This is a genomic window from Paenibacillus flagellatus (assembly GCF_003217775.1).
Classification (GTDB): Bacteria; Bacillota; Bacilli; order Paenibacillales; family NBRC-103111; genus Paenibacillus_AB; species Paenibacillus_AB flagellatus.
In genome coordinates this window covers 518,531-538,108 of record NZ_QJVJ01000003.1, presented here as the reverse complement: position 1 = coordinate 538,108, position 19,578 = coordinate 518,531, and the positions used below count along the sequence as shown (strand labels likewise).

The following is a 19,578-nucleotide window of genomic DNA, read 5'->3' as shown; positions in this document are numbered from 1 at the left end:
GATGAGGCTTTCCGGCAAAGTGGCGCTCGTCACCGGAGGCTCGCACGGCATCGGCCAGGCGGTCGCGATCCGGTTCGCGCGCGAAGGGGCGAAGGTCGCCCTGTGCGGCCGCGGCAAAGCCGCGCTGGACGAGACGGTGGAGCTGATCCGCGCGGCCGGCGGCGAGGCGCTCGCATACGAAACCGACGTGTCGGACAAATCGCAGGTGGACCGTTTCGTCGACGGGGCGATCGGGCAATGGGGCCGGCTGGATATCGTCGTCAATAACGCGGGCATTTGCGAGGTTTCTCCGTTCCTCGACATCACGGAGGAGCAGTGGGACCGGCACATGAGCATCAATTTGAAGGGCGCGTTTCTCGTCAGCCAGAAGGCGGCCCGGGAAATGGTGCGGCAAGGGACGGGCGGCTCGATTATCCAAATGTCCAGCGTCAACGGCATTCAGGCCGAGGCCGACCAGGTTCATTACAATACGACCAAGGGCGGCATGATCAATTTGTCGATGTCGATGGCGCTCGAGCTGGCCGCGTACGGCATTCGCGTCAATGCGCTCTGCCCGGGCTTCATCGAGACGCGGCTGACGAAGCCGCTCATCGACAACGCGCCGGCGATCGCCGATTACTTGCGCACCGTGCCGATGAAGCGCGTCGGGCAGCCGGAGGAAATCGCGGCCGCGGCCGTCTTCCTCGCCTCCGACGAATCGTCGTACATGACCGGCACGAGCATGGTCGTCGACGGCGGCCAATTGATCAAGCTGTCCTGAGCCGCCCGAACGAATGAACGACACATCCAGCAGAACGCCGAGAAACGGCCTGGCACCGGAAAGGGGAAAGAGGTACGCATGAAAGAAACCGACAAAACGACAACGACCGTCAAATCCGCCGACCGGGTGCTGGACATTTTCGAGCTGTTCGCCGAGCGGCAGGAGCCGCTCAACTTGTCCGAGCTGTCCCGCGAGCTTGACCTGCCCCCGAGCAGCGCGCACAAGCTGCTGCAAAACTTGCTCGCCCGCGGCTATTTGGAAACCGACAAGCAGGGCAAGACGTTCCGGCTCGGCTACAAGCTGTTCGAAATCGGCAGCAAGTACGCCCAACGGACCGACTTGGCAAGCGAATTCCAGTATGCGGCGCAGAAGCTCGTCGACGAGCTGAACGAGTCGGTGTTTTTGACGATCCGCAACGGCGACAAGGCGCTGTATATCGCGGAGAAGCAGAGCACGCACCCGGTCCGCTTCGTCTCCCATCTCGGCATGCAGCTGCCCTTGCACGCGACGGCGATGGGCAAAGTGATGCTGAGCGGCTTGTCCGAGGACGAGCTCGGCAAGCTGTACCCCGACAAGCTGCTCGGCCGGCTGACGGAGACGACGATCACCGATTTCGGCGAGCTGCAGGCGCAATTGCGCCGCATTCGCGAGGAAGGCGTCGGCTACAGCATGGGCGAGTCGGTTCACGGCATCCGATGCGTCGCCGCGCCGATTTACGGGGCGCCCGGGCAAATAACGGCCTCTCTCGGCGTCTCGATGCCGGAGGCGAGATGGGACGAGCGCACGTGGGAGCGGATCGTGCAGGCCGTTCGCCAAGGCGCCAAAGAAATCAGCACGAAAATGTCCTATTTGCCTTAGCGGTCCGCCGCCTTCGGACATAGGGACCGATTATCGTCGTTTACGCGCTCCCGCGTTATCGGTTACGATGGAAACGATAACGGATTCGTCCTTTGGCCGGACGAAGGCGGGAGGCGATCGCGTATGGTCATCGACATGCATACGCACGTATGGGGCGGCCGGTACGACCTGCACACGAAGCAGCTGATCGACAACTGCGAGCGGTACGGCATCGCGAAAATCATCGTATCGGGCATCGCCCGGCAATACCCGAACGAGGAGGAAATCGCGGGACATAACGCCGACGTCGTCCGGTTCAAGCGCGAGCGGCCGGACCTCGTCGAAGGCTACGTCTATGTCAATCCGCGCAACGCCGATGCGGAAGATGTGCTGAGGCGGGGAATCGAGGACGACGGCATGATCGGATTGAAGCTGTGGATCGCGACGTACGGCGACGATCCGCTCGTATATCCGCTCGTGGAGCGATGTATCGGTTACGGCGTTCCGATTTTGCTGCACGCGTTCCATAAAGCGGTCAACCAGCTGCAGGACGAGACGACCGGCGTCCATGTCGCGAGGCTGGCCCGGCGTTACCCGGAGGCGAAGCTGATCATGGCGCATTTCGGCGGCAACGTCTATCACGGCATCAAGGCGGTCCGCGACTGTCCGAACGTCTGGACGGATTACTCCGGCTCGCTGTTCGGCCGCGACGAGCTCGACTACGCCGTCGGGCAAATCGGCGCCGAACGGATCGTATTCGGCTCGGACATGCCGGGCTGCTCGTTTTTGACGAACTACGCCCAGCTGCAGGAAGCGGAATTGACCGAACGTCAGAGAGAAGATATTGCATACAACAACGCGGCCCGTCTGTTCGGCTTGCCGGTTTGACAAGGCGACCCGGCGGACGGCCTGACCGTATGGGGAGGCACCTACAGTGAAACTCGTTACATTGCTCATCGACCAACAACCGCACCTCGGCGTGAAAACCGAACGCGGCATTCTCGACGTGACGGCCGCGGCACGCGCCGGCAAAGGGAGCACCTTGCCCGCGACGATCCACGAACTGATCGAAGGCGGGTCCGCCGCACGCGAGGCCGTGGAAGCGCTCGTGCGCGATGCGGAGGCCGACGGCTCGGCTTGGATCGACGCCGAATCGGCCGTATACGGTCCGTGCGTCACGCGACCGCAAAAAATCATTTGCGTCGGACTGAACTACCGGAAGCATGCGGAGGAAACGAAGGCGCCGATTCCGGAGTACCCGATTTTGTTCAACAAATTCAACAATACGCTGACCGGGCACGGCCACGACGTCGAGCTGCCCGTCGCGTCGAACGAAGTCGACTACGAAGCCGAGCTCGCCATCGTCATCGGCCGCCGCACGAAGCATGTCGGGGTCGAGCAGGCGCTCGACAGCGTATTCGGCTACTGCGCGGCGAACGACTTGTCCGCCCGCGACCTGCAGCTGCGCACGAACCAATGGATGCTCGGCAAAGTGTGCGACGGCTTCACTCCGCTCGGACCGGTGCTCGTCACCGCCGACGAAATTTCCGACCCGAACGCGCTGAACATCCGGACGACGGTCAACGGGGAAGAACGGCAAAACTCCAATACGTCGGACATGATTTTCGACTGCAAGCACATTATCAGCTACATCTCCCGCCACTTCACGCTGGAGCCGGGGGACGTCATCCTGACGGGGACGCCGGAAGGCGTCGTGCTCGGCTACCCGAAGGAGAAGCGGGTGTACTTGCAGCCCGGCGACGTCGTCACGGTCGAAATCGAGAAGCTCGGGTCCATCACGAACCGGATGGTCGCGGAGAAGCTGTAATCCGCCGGATAACGGGCTGCATCAAGGGGGAAAGCGCCTTCAATCGAAGGTGCTTTTTTTCGTTCCCCGGAATATATATAAGGTACGAACGTTACGGTACCCGGGAAGGAGGCGGCTTCGGCATGGGCATGTTTCTCGTTTGCACGATAGGCTTTCTGTTGGGTTTCGCCGTATTCCTGATTGTGATCTACCGGTGGATCGAGGCCGATACGGTCGAGTACGACATGAACTACGTATGGGACCGTTACCCGGTTACGAAGGGGCAGATGGAGTTTTCCGCAGAAGGCGGACGGCAATAACCGATGAAGGCATGAGGGGATCGAGTATGCAATCGATACGAAGCGGAACCGCCGAGGTTCCGTTTTTGTTTCGTTCTGGGTACAATGGGAGCATATAGAAAAAGGAGGGAAGCCGATGCACATTCACGAGACGGAGCCGCAGCGGGCGATAGCGGAGGAGAAGCCGTACGTCCCGCCCGATTTGGAGGAAATCGCCCGCATCGAAGGGGCCGGCCCGATGAAACAAGCCGACTGGGGCTCCATGCCGGCTTGGGTGCGGCGATTCGGCATCGGCGTCTTCGTCGCGACGGCCGGCATGGCCGCCATTGGGCTGATCTCGTCTTGGTTGCGTTAACTCATCGGACAACGGGCATCGGCAACACGTAGAACAAAATCGCGACAAAATGGCAGACGCTTCCTCCGATGACGAAGACGTGCCAAATGGCGTGATGAAACGGAATTTTGCGCCATACGTAAAAAACGGTGCCGACCGTGTACAGCAATCCTCCGGCTACGAGCCACATGAGGCCGTTCCAGGGCAGCTGCTCGTACAAAGGCTTGATGGCGACGACGATCAGCCAGCCCATGCCGATGTAGAACAAGGTCGAGAGCATGATGAACTTTTTGACGAAGAACGCCTTGAATACGATGCCCGCGACGGCAAGCCCCCAGACGATGCCGAATATGGTCCAGCCGAGCGGGCCGCGCAGCGTGACGAGCAAAAACGGGGTGTACGTCCCGGCGATCAGCAGGTAGATGGCCGAATGATCGAGAAACTCGAAGACGTCCTTCGCTTTGCCCTCGCGGAAGCTGTGGAGCAGCGTCGAGCACGTGTAGAGCAGCACGAGCGTCGTGCCGAAGATGGCGAAGCTGACGATATGCCACACCGTGCCGTGGAGGCAGGCGAACACGACGAGCAGCGCGAGCGCCGCCGCACTGAGCAGCGCGCCGATGCCGTGGCTTATCGCGTTGGCGATTTCTTCCTTGACCGAATATCGCATTCGTGAATCACCTCGATCGGTTCCTGTGAACGATAATAGTCTCATTGTACCCGATCGGCCAGCCGAAATAAACAACGGAGAACCAGGGAGGAAGCCATGAAGCTGTACGAAAATAAAAACGGCGCGCCGATCCGGCCGAAATTCGGCGATCTGCGACGCTGGCGCAAAGAAAGAAGAAGCAAGACGAAGGATTTGTCGTTCCGGGTTCCACGGACGGAATTCGACCGTACCGCATGGGAGGCCGAGGCGCCGCCCGCGAAGCTCGTCTGGATCGGGCATTCGACGTTTTTGCTGCGGTTGGGCGGGCTGTCCGTCTTAACCGACCCGGTATGGGCGGACCGGATGGCGTTCGAGAAAAGGCTTACGCCTCCCGGCATCGCGCTCGACCGATTGCCGCCGATCGACGTCGTGCTGCTGTCGCACGGCCATTACGACCATCTCGACTTCCCGACGCTTCGTCGTCTGCCGGGCGATCCGCTCCACCTCGTGCCGGAAGGGCTTGCCGGCTTGTTCCGGCGCAAAGGGTTTAACCGCGTGCGGGAGCTCGCCTGGTGGGAGAGCGAACGTACGAGCGGGCTGACGTTTACGTTCGTCCCGGCCCAGCATTGGACGCGACGGTCGCCGTGGGACATGAACCGGTCGCACTGGGGCGGCTGGATCGTCGAGGGGGAAGAGGAAGCGGCGGACGTGCCGACCGTGTATTTCGCCGGCGATTCGGGTTATTTCGACGGCTTCGCGGAGATCGGCGGCACGTTTCCGCGCATCGACGTCGCGCTTATGCCGATCGGCGCATACGAGCCGGAATGGTTCATGAGCCCGCAGCACGTGACGCCGGAGGAGGCGGTGCAGGCGTTCCGCGACGTCGGTGCGGCGACGTTCGTGCCGATGCATTACGGCGCGTTCCGCCTCGCCGACGACACGCCGAAAGAGGCGCTCGACCGGCTGTATGCCGCGTGGAGCGCCTCCGGTTTGGCCGCGGAGCGTCTCGTCGTGCCGATGCTCGGCGAGACCGTGCCGCTGCTTCGCGGGTCCGTCCCGACCGACGGGGCCGTCTCGCCTCCGGCGCCGGTGCTGACGCAGCGGAGCGGCCGTTAGCCGGTCAGGCGTCGAGCCGCTTCGCGAAGTCGTCGTCCGCGCCTTCCATCAGCGGCGTCGGCTCGCCCGCATAGAGCACCCACAAGTCGTGCAGCGCCCGCGTGCAGCCGACGTACATCAGCTTGGCGTCATGCTCGTCGGCGCCGTAACGCTCGGCGTCCGCATCGATCAGTACGACGGCGTCGAACTCGAGCCCTTTGGCCAAGTAGACGGGGACGACGGACAAGCCGCCCTCGTACTTGTTGCGGCCCGCATCGATAAGCGTCGCCGAGACGTCCTCGTGCAGCAGAAGCGCGTGCAGCTCCTTGCATTCCTTCTCGGTTCGGCCGATGACGGCGATCGTCGAGGCGGGGCCGGCGGACAGCTTACGGACGGCGCGCACGATCGTTCCGATCCGGTCGGCCGGCTCGTGACGGACGACCTTCACCTTCTCGCCGCTGCGGAAGACGGGGACGGCCTGCATCGCGCCCGGAATGCCGCGTCTCAGGACGACATTGGCGAAGCGGATAATTTCCATCGTCGACCGGTAGCTGCGCTCCATCGTGAAATAACCGCGGGCGTCGTCGGGGAACAGGCCGAGAAACTCGTCCCAACGGCGAATTCCTTTATACGGATGAATGCCTTGGGACAAGTCGCCCAATATCGTAAAAGAGCCGTTCCGGACGTGCCGGTTGAGCAGGGCGACCTGGAACGGGGAGAAGTCCTGCGCCTCGTCGATGACGACGTGGTCGAACGTCCGCTCATTCTCGATGCCGTACATCCGGTCGTAAATGAACAGGAGCGGCGCCAAATCTTCCGGGTACAGCTTGTTTTTCTTGAGCGCGCGAACCGTTTGCTCGACGATCGCGGCCGGGACGGTCAAGCCGCCGAACGATCCCGCGGCATCGTTCGGTCCGGCGAACAGCGACCGGTAAAACGAAAGCGGCGTATCGTCCGGCCACGTTTTCCAATACGCTTTCAGCTTTTGCGACGCTTTCTTCTTCCGGTCTTTGCGGACGTTCGGGTCGCGGGTCTCGTTCAATTGCATCTCGAGCCAGCGCTTGATTCTCGCCTCGACGCGTTCCTTTCGCTTCATGACGGGGTAATGGCGGTACTCGCGGCCGAACCATTCGCCGATTTGCGCCGACGCGAGCTTGGCGCCCGGCCACGGCTCGAAATCGCCCTCCGGGGCGAACCCGCGCTCGTACGCGTCCATGGCCGCCTCCAGCGCCTCCATGAACCGGATCGAGCCTTTGAACCGTCCCGGAGCATCGTCGTCGATAACCGGCTTGTCGGCGCCGTAGGCGAACCAGCGGGACGTCCGCTCGGCATCGTCGGCGAGCTCGACCCGGTCGGGCAGCGTCTCGAGCGCCCAATCCTCGAACGTCGTCTGCTGGATATGACCGACGCCGAGCTCCGGCAGGACGGAGGAAATGTAGTCGAGGAACATCCGGTTCGGCGCGAATATGATCATTTTCTCCGCCCGGATTTGTTCCCGGTATTGATACAGCAAATAAGCGAGCCGATGCAGGGCGACGGTCGTCTTGCCGCTGCCGGCGACGCCTTGGATGACGAGCGCGGTATTTTTCGCGGAACGGATAATTTGATCCTGCTCGGCTTGGATCGTCGAGACGATGTCCCGCAGCTTGTTGTCCTTGTTCTCGCCGAGCCGGTACAGCAAAAACTCGTCGGTGACGGCCGGATTGTCGCCGTTTCGGTCATACGTGTCGACGACCCTTTGCAGGATCTGCTTGCGGATGACGAGATTGCGCTTCAAGTAGACGAGTCCCTCGATCAAGCCGTCCGGCGATTCGTAGCCGGCGGGACCTTCTCCGCCCGTAAACGAATAAAAGAGGCTGGCGATCGGAGCGCGCCAATCGATGACGAGCGGTTCGCCGCTCTGGTCGTTGTCGACGCCGAACTTGCCGATATAGAGCGGACGCGCCTCCGCTTCGCCTTCCTCGCGGAAATCGAGCCTGCCGAAATACGGCTCGTCCGTGGCCGCCGTCAAGCTGCGCCTCGCGTTTTCCCGGATCGAATCGAGCACCTGCTCGGTCAAATCTTCGCCGAAATAGCGCGGAATCGCCCGCAGCGACTCCAGCTTCGCGTCGATCCACCGCGACGTGCTCTCCAGCTTTTCCAACTCTTCTTGATAGGCACTTTGAATCTCCAATTCAGTTACCTCCCAAATGATCCGGATTCGGGCATTCCCGAAAAAACAGACCCTAATAGTACCACAAGCCGGAGCAAAAGGAAAATCCGCGAATCGTTATAGACGTTTTTTCCGACTCCGCGACGCAGCGGCTATTGAACTATTCCCCGATTCCGCTAATAATGTAGGAAGTTGCGCGAATATCGAAGTGAAGCGCGCGGCGGGGAGGCTGCGTTACAATGAAGAAACTGCTGTGGATGGGGTGTCTCTGCTACGTCCTGACCGGCTTCACGCTCGTCATCGTCGGCTCGATGCTGCCGGAGCTGCTCGCCCATTACGGGAAAGGCTACAGCTCGGGCGGCTTGCTCGTGTTCGTCCAATTCGTCGGCCTGCTCGTCGGCGTGCTCGGCATGCCAGCCCTGCTCAAGATCGCCGGACGCCGCCGGACGGTCGGGCTCGGACTCGTCTTCATGTCGGCCGAAACGCTGTTTCTCGCCTCGCCGCCTTGGGCGCTGACGATGCCGATCGTCTTTCTGGCCGGCTGCGGCGCCGGGCTCGTCGAGTCGAGCATCGGCTCGCTTATTTTGCATGCGGCGAAAGACCGGCCCGCGGCGGCGATGAGCAAGCTGGAGGTGACGTTCGGGGCCGGGGCGCTGGCGATGCCGACGCTCGTCGCTTGGCTGATCGCGCAGGACGCGTGGATCGCCGCGTTTCCGGTGCTCGGCCTGAGCGCCTTGCTGCTGGCCGCGGTATGGATGCCGATGTCGTTCGGCGAAGAGCTGGACCGGTTCATCGGCAAAAGCCGCGGGGAGCGCCGGGTGCGGGACGAACAGCCGTCGCAAGCGGCCGGCGGCGAAGGCGAGGGGAGAAGCGGCATCGCGGCAGGGAGCCGGTCGAACGGGACGGCGTTCGCGCTGTGCGCGCTGTTCTTTTTGCTGTACGGAGGCAGCGAGACGTCGTTTATCCATTTCATGCCCTCGGTGTTTATCGAGGACCGGGAGGCCGGCACGTCCGTCGCCTCGCTCGTCGTCAGCGACTATTGGATCGGGATGATCGTCGGACGCGCGCTGACGGGGCTGTTGGCCGACCGGTTCGGCTATTACCGGTTTTTGCTCGTCTCGTCGGCGGGTGCGGCCGTCGCGCTTGCGGCGCTCGCTGTCGGCGGCGGGCTGGCGGGCGGCTTCGTCCTCGCCTTCTTCGTCGGCTTGTTCATGTCGGGCCTGTTCGCGATCGCGCTTATTTTCGCCAATACGCAAATGCCCGGCCAGACCGACCGTTCGACGAGCCTGCTCATGGCGGTGAACGGCCTCGGGGGGGCGCTGCTGCCGTACTTGGCCGGTTGGACGATGGAGACGTATCCGGTCCGCGTGACCGTCTGGCTGATGGCCGCCGGCATGGGGCTCATGCTGGCGTTCCTTGTGCTGGTGCGCTTCGCAACCTTTTTCTCGAAGGTCGGGGAATGGTATACTGGAGTTAAAAAATGGAGGGATGTTCCATGAGTTCGGTTTACGATTTCACGGTCAAGACGGCCGCCGGCGAGGACAAGCCGTTGTCCGACTATGCAGGGCTGCCGCTGCTCATCGTCAACGTCGCGTCGAGGTGCGGGCTGACGCCGCAGTACGAAGGGCTGGAGAAGCTGTACCGCCGGCACAAGGACGAAGGGTTTCGCATTCTCGCTTTTCCTTGCAACGATTTCGGCGCCCAGGAGCCGGGGACGATGGAGGAGATCCGCGAGTTTTGCCGGACGACGTACGACGTTACGTTCGAGCTGTTCGGCAAAATCCGCGTCCTGGGCGACGACAAGGAGCCGCTGTACCGATACTTGACCGAGACGGCGGCGGACGCCGGCGATGTTGAATGGAACTTCGAGAAGTTCGTCATCGGCCGGGACGGGACGATCGCAGGCCGGTTCCGCAGCGGCGTGACGCCCGACGATGCCGAGCTCGTCCGCACGGTTCGCGACGCGATCGCGGCCGGCTAAAAAAAGGGCAGACAAACGGCGAGCCGTCCTTTACAATGAATGAGGAAAAGCAAACCATTTCGGAGGGACGTTACCTATGAAAATCGGAGTGAGCACTTATAGCTTGGCACGGGCGATCAACGCCGGAGAAATGGACGTCCTCGGCGCGATCCAATGGATCGCCGACAACGGCGGACAGCACGTCGAGATCGTACCGATCGGATATACGCTGGACGACAACCCGGCGCTCGTCGACGCCATCGTGAACAAGGCGGCCGAAGTCGGCATCGACATTTCGAACTACGCGATCGGCGCCAACTTCGTCAACGGGGACGAGGCGCATTTCGCGAACGAGCTCGAGCGCGTGAAGAAGCAGGTCGACATCGCGAACCGGCTCGGCGTGAAGCGGATGCGTCACGACGTCGCCGGACGTCCGGTCGCGGAGACGGGTACGGCCCAATTCGAGGCCGACTTCGCGACGATCGTTCGCGCATGCGCGGAAATCGCCGATTACGCGAGCCAATACGGCATCGTGACGAGCATCGAGAACCACGGCTTTTTCGTGCAGGCGACCGAGCGTGTCCACCGGATCATCGAGGCGGTCAACCGTCCGAATTTCCGTCATACGGTCGATATCGGCAATTTCCTCTGCGTCGACGAGAATCCGGTATCCGCGGTCAAGAAAAGCATGCCGTACGCGTCCATGGTTCATTTCAAGGACTTCTACGTCCGTCCGTCGTACCGCAATCCGGGAGACGGCTGGTTCACGTCGACGGCCGGCAACTATTTGCGCGGCGCCGTCGTCGGCCAAGGCGACATCGACATGTACGAGGTGGTCCGCATCGTGAAGGCTTCGGGCTACGACAGCTACGTGTCGATCGAGTTCGAAGGCCGCGAGGAGTGCAAGTGGGGCACGAAAACGGCGATGGACAACGCGATCCGCATATGGAACGAAGTGTAAGCCGCGCGTGAACCTTCCATGAAACATACGAGAATTCCCGATTTGAACAACACGCTGCTGAAAATATCGAGCATTTACACATCTTTAACGAAGTCGGAGCAAAAGGTGGCCGACGTCGTCATGCAGGAGCCGGAAGCGGCGGTGTTCTACACGATCACCGACTTGTCGGAGAAGGCGGGAGTAGGGGAAACGTCGGTCATCCGGTTTTGCCGGAAGCTCGGATTCAAAGGGTATCAGGAATTCAAGCTGTCGGTCGCGCAAAACTTGTCCACGCCGTCCCAGAACGTTCACGGCGACATTCAAGATTCGGACGATTTGAGCGTCGTCGTGAAGAAGATCAGCGCGATGAACGCGCAAAACATCGAGAACACGACGACGCTGCTCGACGACGACAGCCTGCGGTCGGCGATCGCGATCATCCGCGAGGCGCGGAAGCTGTACTTTTTCGGCGTCGGCTCGTCCGGGCTGACGGCGCTCGACGCCAAATACCGGTTCATGCGCATCGGCTACGACTGCGCCGCCGAGAACGACGCGCACATCATCGCGATGAACGCGGCGCTCGTCAAGCCGGGCGACGTCGTCGTCGGCATCTCGACGTCCGGCAGCACGAAGGATTTGGTCGACGCCGTCGAAATCGCCAAGCGGAGAGGGGCGCGCATCGTCTGCCTGACGAGTCACGCGCGCTCGCCGATTACGCATCTCGCCGACGTCGTGCTGTTGACCGCATCGAAGGAGAGCCCGCTGCAGGGCGGCTCGTTCTCCTCGAAGCTGTCGCAAATCCATGCGCTCGACGTGTTGTCGACCGCGATTGCGCTCGGCCAGAAGGAGCGTACGTACGAGTCGCTCGAGGTGACGGCCAAAGCCGTACTCGGAAAGCTGTATTGATACGGAACATACGAAAAAGACGGGCCGCAGCCCGTCTTTTTGCGTTGCTGCGTAAAACGCGGCCAGCCGGTGTGCGCCGCAGCGCTAGTCCGCACGCGGTTCGCACCTATCGCGGCAGCCTTTACCGCACCGGCTTCGCGCCCGCACCCCGCATCCGGCTGCGGAACTCGCTCGCCGTCTCTCCCTTCGTGTCGCGGAACGCCCGCGCGAACGTGCGGAACGAATCGAAACCGGCCGCCGCCGCGATGTCGGTGACGGACATGTTCGTATGCAGCAGCATCGTAATCGCGCTTTCCATCCGAAGCTCGCGGACGTATTCGTGAAACCGCTTTCCGGTCTGCTCCTTGAAAATCCGGCTCAAGTAGGGGACGCTGTACCGGAATTGCTCGGACAATTGCTCCAGCGTCAACTTCTCCGCGTAGTGGAGATGGACGTATTGCAGCAGCGGCGACAGCTTTACCGCCGCATGATCGCGGCCGGCATTGGCGTGCTCTTCGGCGCGTCGGCTGCCCGTCCGGACGAACAGGAGCAGCGCTTCGCTCAGCTTGAGCCGGAGCATTTGCAGCCTCGCGGGTCGATCGCCGGCGGCGTATTCCTCGAGCAGCTGCTCGAGCGTCGTTCGCATCCGGTCGGCGGCACGGCCTTCGAAATCGGCGAACGAAGGAGTGACGGTGCCGATCCCGTACACGAGCCGGGAAAACTCCCCGCTGTCGCGCGAATCGAACAAGAGCGGCATGTCGAACATGCAGCGGATTTTGCGCATCGTGCGGCCGGGAGCGCTCTCCACCTTGTGCATATGATGGGGAAGCAAAAACGAAGCGGTCCCCGGCCGAACGGCGTGAACGACGCCGTTTATCGTTTCCGTCCCTTCTCCCTCCAAATAATAGGACAGCTCGGCATAGTCGTGATGGTGCAGGTTCGAGCGCGTCACGGTGCCGATATCGATATAAAAACGCTGCTGGCCGTCCGGCGAATGGGTCAGCCCGCCGATATGATCCTGGTATTCGGGAAATCCCGTCTTAGTCATCGTTCGTCCCCTCCCGAAGGAAAGCGCGGTCGTTAAAAACTGTCATCCAGTCGCGCGGCTTCTGTCATGCGGCGCTTCTGGCTCTATTATATAGTTACTGTCGAAAAAGGAAAACCGGTTCCGCATGCGGCGGCCGGGGTTTCCCCCGAATTTTATTCCAAGCCGTACAAGGAGTGGGTAACGATGAACGCAGTGGAGCAGCTTGCCCTGTTCGGAGGGCCGAAGGCGGTCGTCGAGCAAGACGAATCGTTGTTCAAATGGCCGATCATCACGGAGGAGGACGAGGCGGCCGCCGTGCAAGTGCTGCGGGACGGCGCGATGTCCGGCACGGATATTACGAAAGCATTCGAGCGCGAGTTCGCGGACTGGCTCGGCATGTCGTACGCGCTCGCCTTCAATAACGGGACGAACGCGCTGCTCGGCGCCTTTTACGGATGCGGCGTCGGCGTCGGCGACGAGATCATTTGTCCGAGCGTCACGTATTGGGCTTCGGCGCTTCCGGCCTACTCGCTCGGGGCGTCCGTCGTCTTCGCCGAAATCGATCCGGTGACGCTGTGCCTCGACCCGAACGACATCGAGCACCGCATTACGGACAAGACGAAAGCGATCGTCGTCGTCCACTATCTCGGTCACCCGGCCGACATGGATCCGATTATGGCGATTGCGAAAAAGCACAACCTGAAAGTGATCGAAGACGTCTCCCACGCCCAGGGCGGCTATTATAAAGGCCGCCGCGTCGGCACGATCGGCGACGTCGGGGCGATGTCGCTCATGGCGGGCAAGTCGTTCGCCATCGGCGAAGGCGGCATTTTCGTCACGAACGACGAAGAAATATACGAGCGGGCGATCGCGCTCGGCCATTACGAGCGGTTCAACGCGGACATCCGCACTCCGTATTTGCAGCCGCATATCGGCTTGCCGTACGGCGGGTACAAATTCCGCATGCACCAAGTCAGCTCGGCCGTAGGGCGCGTCCAGCTGAAATATTACGACGAGCGCATCGGCGAAATCGACAAGGCGATGAACCGGTTTTGGGACCGGCTCGAAGGCGTACCCGGCATTCGCCCGCATCGGCCGGAGAAAGGGTCGGGAAGCACGATGGGCGGCTGGTACGCGGCGCACGGCCATTACGTGCCGGAGGAGCTCGGCGGCCTGTCCGTCACCCGGTTTTGCGAGGCGGTGCGCGCCGAAGGCGTGCCGACACAGGCCGGCTGCAACATCCCGCTTCACCTTCATCCGCTCCAGCACGAGGTGGACGTGTACGGCCACGGCAAGCCGACGATCATCGCGAACGCTTCCCGCGATGTGCGTCAGCCCAAGGGCAGCTTGCCGGTGTCCGAAGCGATTCCGGAACGCGTGTTCTGGATTCCGTGGTTCAAGCATTACCGGCCGGAGCAGATCGACCGGTACGCGGATGCGTTCCGCAAGGCGGCTCTCCAATACGAAGCGCTGCTGCCGGGGGATACGGGCAACCCGGAGACGGTCGGCGGCTGGAATTTTTTCCGTCAAAAATAATCGGTTGAGGCGGAAGGTAGGCTGACTGAAATTGTCATGCGCGGTTTCGTCGTACGGCGGCGAACGCTTGGACACAATATAGGCGAAGTCTTTCCGCAAGGAAGGAGGGAACGCCATGATCGACGATACGCGGTCGTATGTGAACAAGCTGCACGATACGCAGGCGAAGGACGAGAAAAACCGGAGAACTCACGGAAACGGAAAACCGGACCAGAAGCTTCCCGGCAAGCAGAAGAGCAAAGACAACTGATCCGACTTCTACGAAAACGGAGGTGTCCTCATGCCGCATCATCGCCGCAAGGCGTACAAGGAGCAGCAAAACATGTCGCGCCTGAAAGAGGAAGTCCGCACGATTCAAGCCGACAAGGCGAAGGCGTACACCGCTTCGGTCAACAATATCGAAAAAAACTTGCCCTAATATCGATTGGATGATGGCAAACCAAACCCCTTGCGCCGGACGGACCGTAATCGGAACGTTCGGACGCCGGGGGTTTCGTTCGTTGCAGAGGCTGGCGTTCGTTACCCTTGATCGGCCTGCTCGGACAATTCCTTCAGCGACGATACGTGACCGTGCGGCTTTTGGTTTTGCTTGCGGCTTTTCCATGCGCTTTCTTTCCGGCGCTTGGACGTTGTCATGGGTGATCCACCTCCATCCGTATCGTTGGCAGGCGGGGCCCGAATTATGTGCCAATCCGGAGCGCCCGCAGGGGGAAAAGTTTTCCGTCGTCTCGTCCGGCTGTGGTATAATGGCAACGAATGCCTTCATCTTCCGGCAAACGAACGGCAGCCGCCGCGAATCAAAGGAGCCATGATAACGGATGATCATCGTACGCAATTTGTCCAAAGTGTTGACCGACGGCCAGACGATTTTGTCCAAGGTCAGCTTCCAAATCGATAAAGGCGAATTCATCGCCGTCATCGGGGCGAGCGGCAGCGGCAAGTCGACGCTGCTCGGCTGTCTCGCCCTGCGGCAAAAGTGGACCGAAGGGCAGCTGATCGTGGACGGCACCGAGTTTTCCGGCGCGAAATGGGCGGATCGACTGAAGCTGCGCAAGGAATGGGCGTTTCTCGAGGAACGGCCGGCGCTCGCGCTCAAAAAAACGGCGCTCAAAAACGTGTTCAGCGGACGGTTTTGGCAGCTGCCGTGGTGGCGCAAAATAACGGGGACCGTCTCGACCGAGGAGCATATTCGGGCGATGGACTACTTGGAGCGGGTCGGTCTTCTCGACAAGGCGAAGATGCTTCCCGCGGAAAAGCTGAGCGGCGGCGAGCAGCAGCGCGTCGCGATCGCGAAAGGGCTTGCGCAGGGTGCGAAAGTGATATTGGCGGACGAGCCGACCAAAGGGCTCGATCCCGAATCGGCGTCGAAGGTGCTGCAGGATCTTCGCGCCTTGTGCACGGAACAGAACATGATCGTCGTATGCGCGATGCAAAATTTGGAGATGGCGGAACGGAACGCCTCCCGCATATGGGGATTGTCCGGCGGCAAGCTCGTGCTGGACATCCCGGCCCGGAAGCTGACGCAGCGCGAAAAAGATCTCGTGCTGTAACGAACCGCGGTACGCGAATGAGGGGGAACGACGGATGGATATGCAGTTGAACGGCAAAACGGTGCTGGTGACGGCAGGCAGCAAAGGGCTCGGCAAAGCGAGCGCGATCGAATTCGCCCGGGAAGGAGCGAACGTCGTCATCGCCAGCCGCAGCGTGGAGCATCTGGAGGCGGCGAAGCGGGAAATCGAAGCGGCGTCGGGACGCGAGGCGGTCGCCGTTGCGGCGGACGTCAACAAGACGGACGACGTAGCGCGGGCGGTCCGGGCGGCCGTCGATTGGACGGGCCGGCTCGACGTGCTCGTGACGAACGCGGGAGGCCCGCCGGGAGGCGGCTTCGAGCAGTTCGACGACAACGCGTGGGAGGCGGCGTTCCGGCAAAATTTGATGAGCGTCGTCCGGCTCGTCCGGGAATCGCTGCCGCATATGAAGAAGCAGGGAGCGGGACGGATCGTCAACCTGACGTCGGTATCGGTCAAGCAGCCGATCGCCGACCTGATCTTGTCCAACGTTTTCCGCGCCGGCGTCTATGCGCTGACGAAGAGCTTGTCCGCCGAATACGGCAAAGACGGCATCCTGGTCAATACGGTCGGTCCCGGACGGATCGAAACGGACCGGATCGTCGAGCTCGACCGGCTCGCCGCCGATCGGAGAGGATGGACCGAGGAGCAGGTGCGCGAGCAGTTTATGGCGCAAATTCCGCTCGGCCGCTACGGTACGCCGGAGGAGTTCGCCAAAACGGTCGTTTACCTCGGCTCGTTCGCCAATACGTATGTGACCGGCCAAGCGGTGCTCGTAGACGGCGGCATGGTGCGGGCGTTGTAGTCCGCACAGACGGCGGCACCTATCCGGAAGGAGGACGGAAAAACCGATGTCGATGCAGCAATGGGCGATGCGGCTGGCGGGTCGATCCCCGCTTCAATCGCTTGCGCCCCGGAACGTATGGGATGCCGCGCTGGACGAAGCGATCGCCGCCGAAGCGGCTTCTTGGGCGGAAACGCCGACGCAAGGCTCGAAGGCCGACCGATTGGCCGTCGTGGCCGGTCTCTATCTATGGAACGACAGCCTGGACGCTTCGCATGACGTTTCGCAGGACGTCCATACGGCGACGGGCAGCTTTTGGCACGGCATTATGCACCGGATGGAAGGCGATTACGGCAACGCGAAATATTGGTTCGCCAGAACGGGCAGCCATCCGGTATTCGGCGAGCTGTACGCAGCGGCGAAACGTCTGCTTGAAAGTCCGAACGGATTGGACACCGTCCCCGCCGGCCGAGGACGTGCCGACCTGGAGTCGCTGCTTCGCTCCGGCTCTTGGGATGCATACCGGTTCGTGGACGCAGTGGAGCGGCAAGTTTCTCGCGAGCGGGATGAGAGCACCGTCGCCGTCCTCGAGCAAATCCAATGGTACGAGCTGGCGCTGCTGCTGAAGTACAGCTACAACCGGGCGACGGGTGCGGAGCTGGCACTCCCGGAGCATCCGGCGTCTTGAACGGATTCGGCGGTACGGGAACGGCCCGGGTCGTAGGGCATTTGCCGTACAACTTTCCGCGGAAAGCTTTTCTCCATATACTGTACGGAAGGTAGGAAAACCTGCGATCCGGGAGAGATGCCGATGACTTTCCTGCAACGCGTCGAGATGGCGCTGTCCGCTCTGCATAAGCCGACGCTGCGCGAGCTGCGCGAGACGCTGTCCGCCCTGCTATGCACGCCGGAGGCGATCGCTCCGTACGTGACCGAGCCCGACGGGCTGCCGTACGGTCGCAACGTGCTGTTCCGTACGGAAGAGGCCGAGGCGATCGTCGTTCATTTGCCGGGGCATACCGAAACGTATATTCACGATCACGGGGCGTCGTTCGGCTGCGCCCAAGTCGTCGAGGGCGTGCTCGTCAATTCGATTTACCGGGCCGTCGGGGAAAACGAAGCCGCCTTTGCGGCCGAAACCCGATTGAGTGCCGGTCAATTTGTGCTCGCCCCGCCGGGACAGGTGCACCGGATGAGCAATCCGACGGAAGGACGCACCGTCTCGCTGCACGTGTACGCCCCGCCGTTGTCCGGCGCAAGAACGTACTCCCCGACAGACGAGTATGTGCTCGATTACGTCATTTGACCGGACGGCCCGTGCCGGCCGCGAAAAATCCGCGAACGTCGCGGATTTTTTGCTTTTCGGGACGTGCTCGGGCTTGTCATTCCCCCTGGCTATGCCGCCTAGTCGGAGGCGGGATCGTCTATACTTCCTCGCGTCCCTGTGCTAATGTAAGAGCAAATGAGAATGCGGGGGGGCGCCATGTCGATCCGTTCCAGAATGATTGTTTATTACAGCTCGGTGCTCGTCGTGACGATTCTCGTCTTTTTCGCCACGGCTTATTTGATTACGCTCGCCGTAACCGGGGACGCGAAAAGCGTCAAGCAGTTTTACGCGATCCATTTCACGCTGAAGCCGCTGACGCCGGAGCAGGAGACGCTGTTCCTCGATTTGAAATATATGGCCAAAACCGATCCGGAGAAGCTGTTCGATCCGGCGCTGCAAAAAGAATACGATTTCCAGCTGCGCGTCGCCAAATCGGCGCTGCTCATCCGTCGGGAAGACCGGGTGGCGTTCCTGTCGCCGCAAATCGCCGACGCCGGACTCGAAAAGAGCTTGCCGCCTTACGAGATGGACAATATTCGCATCCGCAATTTGCTGAATATCGGCGACCGGTTTTATGCGTACGGCAAATACGATTTCGCCTTGTCCGACGCAACCCGGGGAAGCCTGTTCGTCATCCGCGAGCTCAGCCCGTTCGCCGCGCTGACGGGCAAGCTGCTGCCGTTGTTCCTGTCGATTTTGTTCGTCATGCTCGTGGGAGCGAACGTGCTGCTTTATTTATTCGTCACGCGCCGGGTTATCCGCCCACTCCACAAGCTGCGGGCTTCCGCCGCGCGAATCGAGGAGGGGGACCTTGACTTTCGCATCGAGCCGACCGGCTCCCGCGACGAAATCGGCCAGCTCATCCTCCAGTTCGAGCATATGCGCCGCAAGCTCCAGCAGTCGGTGGAGCTGCAGCTGCAGTACGAGGCGAACCGGAAGGAGCTGCTGTCGAACATATCCCACGATTTGAAGACGCCCGTCACGACGATCAAAGGCTACGTCGAAGGCATTCGCGACGGCGTGCCGAATACGCCGGAGAAGATGGATAAGTATGTCGAGACGATTTACGCCAAGACGGTGGCGATGGACCGGCTCATCGACGAGCTGTTCCTGTATTCGAAGCTGGACTTGAACAAAGTGCCGTTCGAGCTCGTTAAGCTGGATGCACGGCGGTTCGTGGACGACATCGTCGGCGAGCTGCGATTCGACCTGGAGCGACACGGCTTCCGCATCGACTGGCACGGCGGACAAGGCGAGCCCGTCTGGGTGCGGCTGGATCCCGACAAGATGAAGCGGGCGATCGCGAACATCGTCGACAACAGCGTCAAGTTCGCGGACAAGGCGGAGAAGCGGCTTTCGTTCGCTCTTGCGGCCGATTCGGATCGGGTTACGCTCGAAATCGCCGACAACGGGCCGGGCGTCGCCCCGGAGGCGATCCGGTCCGTATTCGACCGGTTTTACCGGGCGGAGCCGTCCCGCAATGCGAGAACGGGCGGAAGCGGGCTCGGACTCGCGATCGCGAAGCAGATCGTCGAAGGACACGGCGGCGAAATCGCGCTGGCGAGCACGCCGGGAGAAGGGACGCGCGTAGCGATCAAGCTGAATACGTGCGAAGCGTGAG

23 protein-coding genes are annotated in these 19,578 nt (G+C 61.5%); 19 read left to right on the top strand and 4 right to left on the bottom strand.

Annotated features, from left to right (window positions below; translation table 11 throughout):
- The first annotated feature begins 1 nt into the window (after position 1).
- The 6 genes from DLM86_RS08945 to DLM86_RS08925 all read left to right on the top strand — a co-directional run bounded on the left by DLM86_RS08945 (position 2) and on the right by DLM86_RS08925 (position 4,058).
- On the top strand, positions 2–760 hold the full coding sequence (locus DLM86_RS08945) for an SDR family NAD(P)-dependent oxidoreductase (protein ID WP_110839635.1): 759 nt from the start codon (positions 2–4) through the stop codon (positions 758–760).
- Positions 761–838: 78 nt separating this feature from the next.
- On the top strand, positions 839–1,618 hold the full coding sequence (locus DLM86_RS08940) for an IclR family transcriptional regulator (RefSeq protein ID WP_110839634.1): 780 nt from the start codon (positions 839–841) through the stop codon (positions 1,616–1,618).
- 123 nt (positions 1,619–1,741) lie between these two features.
- Positions 1,742–2,485, top strand: coding sequence for an amidohydrolase family protein (locus DLM86_RS08935; RefSeq protein WP_110839633.1), 744 nt, complete (start codon positions 1,742–1,744; stop codon positions 2,483–2,485).
- Positions 2,486–2,531: 46 nt separating this feature from the next.
- Positions 2,532–3,425: a fumarylacetoacetate hydrolase family protein gene (locus DLM86_RS08930; protein ID WP_110839632.1), complete on the top strand. Its 894-nt coding sequence runs from the start codon at positions 2,532–2,534 to the stop codon at positions 3,423–3,425.
- 122 nt (positions 3,426–3,547) lie between these two features.
- The gene (locus DLM86_RS32045) at positions 3,548–3,724 is read left to right on the top strand and encodes a hypothetical protein (protein WP_158289405.1); all 177 of its coding nucleotides are present in this window, start codon (positions 3,548–3,550) and stop codon (positions 3,722–3,724) included.
- A 115-nt stretch (positions 3,725–3,839) separates the two neighbouring features.
- Positions 3,840–4,058, top strand: a complete 219-nt coding sequence (locus DLM86_RS08925) for a hypothetical protein (RefSeq protein WP_110839631.1) — start codon at positions 3,840–3,842, stop codon at positions 4,056–4,058.
- A gap of 1 nt (position 4,059) precedes the next feature.
- Here the strand turns inward: DLM86_RS08925 and trhA are convergent, their stop codons facing one another.
- Entirely contained in the window at positions 4,060–4,704 is a 645-nt protein-coding gene (trhA, locus tag DLM86_RS08920) for a PAQR family membrane homeostasis protein TrhA (RefSeq protein ID WP_110839630.1), read from the bottom strand.
- Positions 4,705–4,800: 96 nt separating this feature from the next.
- Between trhA and DLM86_RS08915 the strand changes: the two genes are divergently transcribed.
- Positions 4,801–5,799, top strand: coding sequence for an MBL fold metallo-hydrolase (locus DLM86_RS08915; protein ID WP_110839629.1), 999 nt, complete (start codon positions 4,801–4,803; stop codon positions 5,797–5,799).
- A gap of 4 nt (positions 5,800–5,803) precedes the next feature.
- On the opposite strand, the gene DLM86_RS08910 is transcribed toward DLM86_RS08915, so the two are convergent.
- The gene (locus DLM86_RS08910) at positions 5,804–7,951 is read right to left on the bottom strand and encodes a HelD family protein (protein WP_110839628.1); all 2,148 of its coding nucleotides are present in this window, start codon (positions 7,949–7,951) and stop codon (positions 5,804–5,806) included.
- Positions 7,952–8,169: 218 nt separating this feature from the next.
- Between DLM86_RS08910 and DLM86_RS08905 the strand changes: the two genes are divergently transcribed.
- From DLM86_RS08905 to DLM86_RS08890, 4 genes are all read left to right on the top strand, one after another.
- Positions 8,170–9,429: an MFS transporter gene (locus tag DLM86_RS08905; RefSeq protein ID WP_110839627.1), complete on the top strand. Its 1,260-nt coding sequence runs from the start codon at positions 8,170–8,172 to the stop codon at positions 9,427–9,429.
- Positions 9,426–9,911: a glutathione peroxidase gene (locus DLM86_RS08900; RefSeq protein ID WP_110839626.1), complete on the top strand. Its 486-nt coding sequence runs from the start codon at positions 9,426–9,428 to the stop codon at positions 9,909–9,911. Before DLM86_RS08905 ends, DLM86_RS08900 begins: the two co-directional genes overlap by 4 nt.
- A 76-nt stretch (positions 9,912–9,987) precedes the next feature.
- Positions 9,988–10,851 carry a sugar phosphate isomerase/epimerase family protein gene (locus tag DLM86_RS08895; RefSeq protein ID WP_110839625.1) on the top strand — a complete coding sequence of 288 codons (864 nt, stop codon included), beginning with the start codon at positions 9,988–9,990 and terminating at the stop codon, positions 10,849–10,851.
- A gap of 18 nt (positions 10,852–10,869) precedes the next feature.
- Positions 10,870–11,736: a MurR/RpiR family transcriptional regulator gene (locus DLM86_RS08890; RefSeq protein WP_110839624.1), complete on the top strand. Its 867-nt coding sequence runs from the start codon at positions 10,870–10,872 to the stop codon at positions 11,734–11,736.
- A 121-nt stretch (positions 11,737–11,857) separates the two neighbouring features.
- Here the strand turns inward: DLM86_RS08890 and DLM86_RS08885 are convergent, their stop codons facing one another.
- Complete coding sequence (locus tag DLM86_RS08885) at positions 11,858–12,763, bottom strand: helix-turn-helix transcriptional regulator (protein WP_110839623.1); 906 nt, start codon at positions 12,761–12,763, stop codon at positions 11,858–11,860.
- A 183-nt stretch (positions 12,764–12,946) separates the two neighbouring features.
- On the opposite strand from DLM86_RS08885, the gene DLM86_RS08880 reads away from it, so the two are divergent.
- The 3 genes from DLM86_RS08880 (at position 12,947) to DLM86_RS32040 (ending at position 14,696) form a co-directional block, all read left to right on the top strand.
- Positions 12,947–14,278, top strand: a complete 1,332-nt coding sequence (locus tag DLM86_RS08880; protein ID WP_158289404.1) for a DegT/DnrJ/EryC1/StrS family aminotransferase — start codon at positions 12,947–12,949, stop codon at positions 14,276–14,278.
- Positions 14,279–14,393: 115 nt separating this feature from the next.
- Complete coding sequence (locus DLM86_RS08875; protein WP_110839621.1) at positions 14,394–14,528, top strand: DUF4023 domain-containing protein; 135 nt, start codon at positions 14,394–14,396, stop codon at positions 14,526–14,528.
- A 30-nt stretch (positions 14,529–14,558) separates the two neighbouring features.
- Positions 14,559–14,696, top strand: a complete 138-nt coding sequence (locus DLM86_RS32040) for a hypothetical protein (protein ID WP_158289403.1) — start codon at positions 14,559–14,561, stop codon at positions 14,694–14,696.
- A gap of 101 nt (positions 14,697–14,797) precedes the next feature.
- Here the strand turns inward: DLM86_RS32040 and DLM86_RS32680 are convergent, their stop codons facing one another.
- Complete coding sequence (locus tag DLM86_RS32680; protein ID WP_245954442.1) at positions 14,798–14,914, bottom strand: DUF6254 family protein; 117 nt, start codon at positions 14,912–14,914, stop codon at positions 14,798–14,800.
- A 182-nt stretch (positions 14,915–15,096) separates the two neighbouring features.
- Here DLM86_RS32680 and DLM86_RS08870 point away from each other — a divergent pair, with 182 nt between their 5' ends.
- From DLM86_RS08870 to DLM86_RS08850, 5 genes are all read left to right on the top strand, one after another.
- Positions 15,097–15,828 carry a phosphonate ABC transporter ATP-binding protein gene (locus DLM86_RS08870; RefSeq protein WP_110839620.1) on the top strand — a complete coding sequence of 244 codons (732 nt, stop codon included), beginning with the start codon at positions 15,097–15,099 and terminating at the stop codon, positions 15,826–15,828.
- A 34-nt stretch (positions 15,829–15,862) separates the two neighbouring features.
- A complete protein-coding gene (locus DLM86_RS08865) occupies positions 15,863–16,651 on the top strand; it encodes an SDR family oxidoreductase (protein ID WP_110839619.1) in 789 nt (262 codons plus the stop codon).
- 46 nt (positions 16,652–16,697) lie between these two features.
- Positions 16,698–17,318 (top strand): hypothetical protein, encoded by a 621-nt coding sequence (locus DLM86_RS08860; protein WP_110839618.1) that lies wholly within the window; start codon positions 16,698–16,700, stop codon positions 17,316–17,318.
- A 123-nt stretch (positions 17,319–17,441) separates the two neighbouring features.
- Positions 17,442–17,936 carry a cysteine dioxygenase gene (locus DLM86_RS08855; RefSeq protein ID WP_110839775.1) on the top strand — a complete coding sequence of 165 codons (495 nt, stop codon included), beginning with the start codon at positions 17,442–17,444 and terminating at the stop codon, positions 17,934–17,936.
- 177 nt (positions 17,937–18,113) lie between these two features.
- On the top strand, positions 18,114–19,577 hold the full coding sequence (locus DLM86_RS08850; RefSeq protein WP_110839617.1) for a sensor histidine kinase: 1,464 nt from the start codon (positions 18,114–18,116) through the stop codon (positions 19,575–19,577).
- The last annotated feature ends 1 nt before the right edge of the window (position 19,578 follow it).

What these genes read in the sequence shown, in the direction of transcription:
- DLM86_RS08945 (WP_110839635.1), top strand. Translation starts at nt 2, where the DNA reads ATGAGGCTTTCCGGCAAAGTGGCGCTCGTCACCGGAGGCTCGCACGGC.
- DLM86_RS08940 (WP_110839634.1), top strand. Translation starts at nt 839, where the DNA reads ATGAAAGAAACCGACAAAACGACAACGACCGTCAAATCCGCCGACCGG.
- DLM86_RS08935 (WP_110839633.1), top strand. Translation starts at nt 1,742, where the DNA reads ATGGTCATCGACATGCATACGCACGTATGGGGCGGCCGGTACGACCTG.
- DLM86_RS32045 (WP_158289405.1), top strand. Translation starts at nt 3,548, where the DNA reads ATGGGCATGTTTCTCGTTTGCACGATAGGCTTTCTGTTGGGTTTCGCC.
- DLM86_RS08925 (WP_110839631.1), top strand. Translation starts at nt 3,840, where the DNA reads ATGCACATTCACGAGACGGAGCCGCAGCGGGCGATAGCGGAGGAGAAG.
- trhA (WP_110839630.1), bottom strand. Translation starts at nt 4,704, where the DNA reads ATGCGATATTCGGTCAAGGAAGAAATCGCCAACGCGATAAGCCACGGC.
- DLM86_RS08915 (WP_110839629.1), top strand. Translation starts at nt 4,801, where the DNA reads ATGAAGCTGTACGAAAATAAAAACGGCGCGCCGATCCGGCCGAAATTC.
- DLM86_RS08905 (WP_110839627.1), top strand. Translation starts at nt 8,170, where the DNA reads ATGAAGAAACTGCTGTGGATGGGGTGTCTCTGCTACGTCCTGACCGGC.
- DLM86_RS08900 (WP_110839626.1), top strand. Translation starts at nt 9,426, where the DNA reads ATGAGTTCGGTTTACGATTTCACGGTCAAGACGGCCGCCGGCGAGGAC.
- DLM86_RS08895 (WP_110839625.1), top strand. Translation starts at nt 9,988, where the DNA reads ATGAAAATCGGAGTGAGCACTTATAGCTTGGCACGGGCGATCAACGCC.
- DLM86_RS08890 (WP_110839624.1), top strand. Translation starts at nt 10,870, where the DNA reads ATGAAACATACGAGAATTCCCGATTTGAACAACACGCTGCTGAAAATA.
- DLM86_RS08885 (WP_110839623.1), bottom strand. Translation starts at nt 12,763, where the DNA reads ATGACTAAGACGGGATTTCCCGAATACCAGGATCATATCGGCGGGCTG.
- DLM86_RS08880 (WP_158289404.1), top strand. Translation starts at nt 12,947, where the DNA reads ATGAACGCAGTGGAGCAGCTTGCCCTGTTCGGAGGGCCGAAGGCGGTC.
- DLM86_RS08875 (WP_110839621.1), top strand. Translation starts at nt 14,394, where the DNA reads ATGATCGACGATACGCGGTCGTATGTGAACAAGCTGCACGATACGCAG.
- DLM86_RS32040 (WP_158289403.1), top strand. Translation starts at nt 14,559, where the DNA reads ATGCCGCATCATCGCCGCAAGGCGTACAAGGAGCAGCAAAACATGTCG.
- DLM86_RS32680 (WP_245954442.1), bottom strand. Translation starts at nt 14,914, where the DNA reads ATGACAACGTCCAAGCGCCGGAAAGAAAGCGCATGGAAAAGCCGCAAG.
- DLM86_RS08870 (WP_110839620.1), top strand. Translation starts at nt 15,097, where the DNA reads ATGATCATCGTACGCAATTTGTCCAAAGTGTTGACCGACGGCCAGACG.
- DLM86_RS08865 (WP_110839619.1), top strand. Translation starts at nt 15,863, where the DNA reads ATGGATATGCAGTTGAACGGCAAAACGGTGCTGGTGACGGCAGGCAGC.
- DLM86_RS08860 (WP_110839618.1), top strand. Translation starts at nt 16,698, where the DNA reads ATGTCGATGCAGCAATGGGCGATGCGGCTGGCGGGTCGATCCCCGCTT.
- DLM86_RS08855 (WP_110839775.1), top strand. Translation starts at nt 17,442, where the DNA reads ATGACTTTCCTGCAACGCGTCGAGATGGCGCTGTCCGCTCTGCATAAG.
- DLM86_RS08850 (WP_110839617.1), top strand. Translation starts at nt 18,114, where the DNA reads ATGTCGATCCGTTCCAGAATGATTGTTTATTACAGCTCGGTGCTCGTC.